We start from the raw sequence: 3421 nt of genomic DNA, 5'->3' as shown, positions 1-3421 counted from the left end.
GATTACCTGGCGCAAGCCAGTGTGCAGAAACAAGCGTTTCAGTTTGATGAAGCCCTTCTTTCTGATCACTGGGTCAGAATTGCTCTTTAACAATTCGGATGAGATTGAAACACGAAATTCTGTTCTTCTAGTTCAGAACAGAGTTTCAGCGATAACGATCAAGCGTTATCCGGTGTGTCGTTGAAGTGGTTGTTTATAGCTTCAGTCGACTGTCTCTGAATCTTCTCGAGAAACGAGAGATTATCGATCACCTCGGTGGTTGATGATGTCCTGTTGAACGAGTGGGTGATGGTCAGTTGTCTTGGGGTTATATAGTCAAGCAACTAAGCGCATACGGTGGATGCCTTGGCAGTCAGAGGCGATGAAAGACGTGGAAGCCTGCGATAAGGCTCGGGGAGCTGGCAAACAAGCTATGATCCGGGCATCTCTGAATGGGGAAACCCACCGACTTTCGGGTCGGTATCTTACACTGAATCCATAGGTGTAAGAGGCGAACCGGGGGAACTGAAACATCTAAGTACCCCGAGGAAAAGAAATCAACCGAGATTCCCTCAGTAGCGGCGAGCGAACGGGGACCAGCCCTTAAGCTGGACAACTGGTAGGAGAAGGCCCTGGAAAGAGCCGCCATAGTGGGTGATAGCCCCGTATCCGAAACCTGAGTCCAGTGAAATCGAGTAGGACGGGTCACGTGTAATCCTGTCTGAACATGGGGGGACCATCCTCCAAGGCTAAATACTCCTGACTGACCGATAGTGAACCAGTACCGTGAGGGAAAGGCGAAAAGAACCCCTGTGAGGGGAGTGAAATAGACCCTGAAACCGTATGCGTACAAGCAGTCGGAGCGGACTTGTTCCGTGACGGCGTACCTTTTGTATAATGGGTCAGCGACTTATGTTCAGTGGCGAGGTTAACCGTATAGGGGAGCCGTAGGGAAACCGAGTCTGAATAGGGCGACTTAGTCGCTGGGCATAGACCCGAAACCGGGCGATCTATCCATGAGCAGGGTGAAGGTGCCGTAACAGGCACTGGAGGCCCGAACCCACTGTCGTTGAAAAGCCAGGGGATGACTTGTGGATCGGAGTGAAAGGCTAATCAAGCCCGGAGATAGCTGGTTCTCCCCGAAAGCTATTTAGGTAGCGCCTCGGACGAATACCACTGGGGGTAGAGCACTGTTTCGGCTAGGGGGTCATCCCGACTTACCAACCCGATGCAAACTCCGAATACCAGTGAGTACTATCCGGGAGACACACGGCGGGTGCTAACGTCCGTCGTGAAGAGGGAAACAACCCAGACCGCCAGCTAAGGTCCCCAAGTACCAGTTAAGTGGGAAACGATGTGGGAAGGCTCAGACAGCTAGGAGGTTGGCTTAGAAGCAGCCATCCTTTAAAGAAAGCGTAATAGCTCACTAGTCGAGTCGGCCTGCGCGGAAGATGTAACGGGGCTCAAACTGGTCACCGAAGCTGCGGCTGCATACGCAAGTATGCGGGGTAGGGGAGCGTTCTGTAAGCCTGCGAAGGTGGATTGAGAAGTCTGCTGGAGGTATCAGAAGTGCGAATGCTGACATGAGTAACGACAATGGGGGTGAAAAACCCCCACGCCGGAAGACCAAGGGTTCCTGCGCAACGCTAATCGGCGCAGGGTGAGTCGGCCCCTAAGGCGAGACCGAAAGGTGTAGTCGATGGGAAACGGGTTAATATTCCCGTACCTTGGATAGCTGCGATGGAGAGACGGAGAAGGCTAGGTGAGCCGGGCGACGGTTGTCCCGGTTTAAGCGAGTAGGCAGTGGGTTTAGGCAAATCCGGACCCACAATGCCGAGACGTGACGACGACGACCCTTTTACGGGTTGGAAGTCATTGATGCCATGCTTCCAGGAAAATCTTCTAAGCTTCAGGCTATTCGGGACCGTACCCCAAACCGACACAGGTGGTCAGGGTGAGAATCCCAAGGCGCTTGAGAGAACTCGGGTAAAGGAACTAGGCAAAATGGTGCCGTAACTTCGGGAGAAGGCACGCCGGTGTGTACGTGAAGCCCCTGCGGGTGGAGCGGAAGCCGGTCGAAGATACCAGGCCCCTGCGACTGTTTATTAAAAACACAGCACTGTGCTAACACGAAAGTGGACGTATACGGTGTGACGCCTGCCCGGTGCCGGAAGGTTAATTGATGGGGTTAGTCCTCGGACGAAGCTCTTGATCGAAGCCCCGGTAAACGGCGGCCGTAACTATAACGGTCCTAAGGTAGCGAAATTCCTTGTCGGGTAAGTTCCGACCTGCACGAATGGCGTAACGATGGGGGCGCTGTCTCTACCCGAGACTCAGTGAAATTGAAATCGCCGTGAAGATGCGGTGTATCCGCGGCTAGACGGAAAGACCCCGTGAACCTTTACTATAGCTTCACAGTGAACTTTGAGCATGCTTGTGTAGGATAGCTGGGAGGCTTTGAAACCCGGACGCCAGTTCGGGTGGAGCCAACCTTGAAATACCAGCCTGGCCTGTTTGAGGTTCTAACTTGGTCCCCTTATCGGGGATGAGGACACTGTGTGGTGGGTAGTTTGACTGGGGCGGTCTCCTCCCAAAGCGTAACGGAGGAGCACAAAGGTGGGCTAAGCACGGTCGGACATCGTGCGGTTAGTGTAATGGCACAAGCCCGCTTGACTGCGAGACAGACACGTCGAGCAGGTGCGAAAGCAGGTCATAGTGATCCGGTGGTTCTGTATGGAAGGGCCATCGCTCAACGGATAAAAGGTACTCCGGGGATAACAGGCTGATACCGCCCAAGAGTTCACATCGACGGCGGTGTTTGGCACCTCGATGTCGGCTCATCACATCCTGGGGCTGAAGCCGGTCCCAAGGGTATGGCTGTTCGCCATTTAAAGTGGTACGCGAGCTGGGTTTAGAACGTCGTGAGACAGTTCGGTCCCTATCTGCCGTGGACGTTGGAGATTTGAGGAAAGCTGCTCCTAGTACGAGAGGACCGGAGTGGACGAACCTCTGGTGTTCGGGTTGTCACGCCAGTGGCACTGCCCGGTAGCTATGTTCGGACGGGATAACCGCTGAAGGCATCTAAGCGGGAAGCCCCTTCCAAGATGAGATCTCCCCGAGGCCTCGAGCCTCCTGAAGAGCCGTTCAAGACCAGGACGTTGATAGGTCGGGTGTGTAAGCGCTGCGAGGCGTTGAGCTAACCGATACTAATTGCTCGTGCGGCTTGACTATATAACACCCAAGACAATTGCTACAGATAACCGCGATAACCTTGATCGTAACGCTTTCAATCTCATCCATCCCAGTGATCAACCGTTTTGCCTGACGACCATAGCGGTCTGGAACCACCTGATCCCATCCCGAACTCAGCAGTGAAACAGACCAGCGCCGATGGTAGTGTGGCTTCTGCCCATGCGAGAGTAGGTCATCGTCAGGCTCTTAA

Annotated in this window: 2 rRNA genes; both read left to right on the top strand. The window is 53.9% G+C overall.

Features of this window, described 5'->3' with window-relative positions:
• Positions 1 to 313: 313 nt before the first annotated feature.
• Positions 314 to 3210, top strand: a 23S ribosomal RNA gene (locus tag MLC59_RS19340).
• A gap of 89 nt (positions 3211 to 3299) precedes the next feature.
• Positions 3300 to 3415: ribosomal RNA gene (rrf, locus tag MLC59_RS19335) — 5S ribosomal RNA — on the top strand.
• Positions 3416 to 3421: the final 6 nt, after the last annotated feature.

Source organism: Marinobacter bryozoorum (assembly GCF_023156245.1).
Classification (GTDB): Bacteria; Pseudomonadota; Gammaproteobacteria; order Pseudomonadales; family Oleiphilaceae; genus Marinobacter; species Marinobacter bryozoorum.
This window is presented reverse-complemented; position numbering and strand designations above follow the sequence as displayed.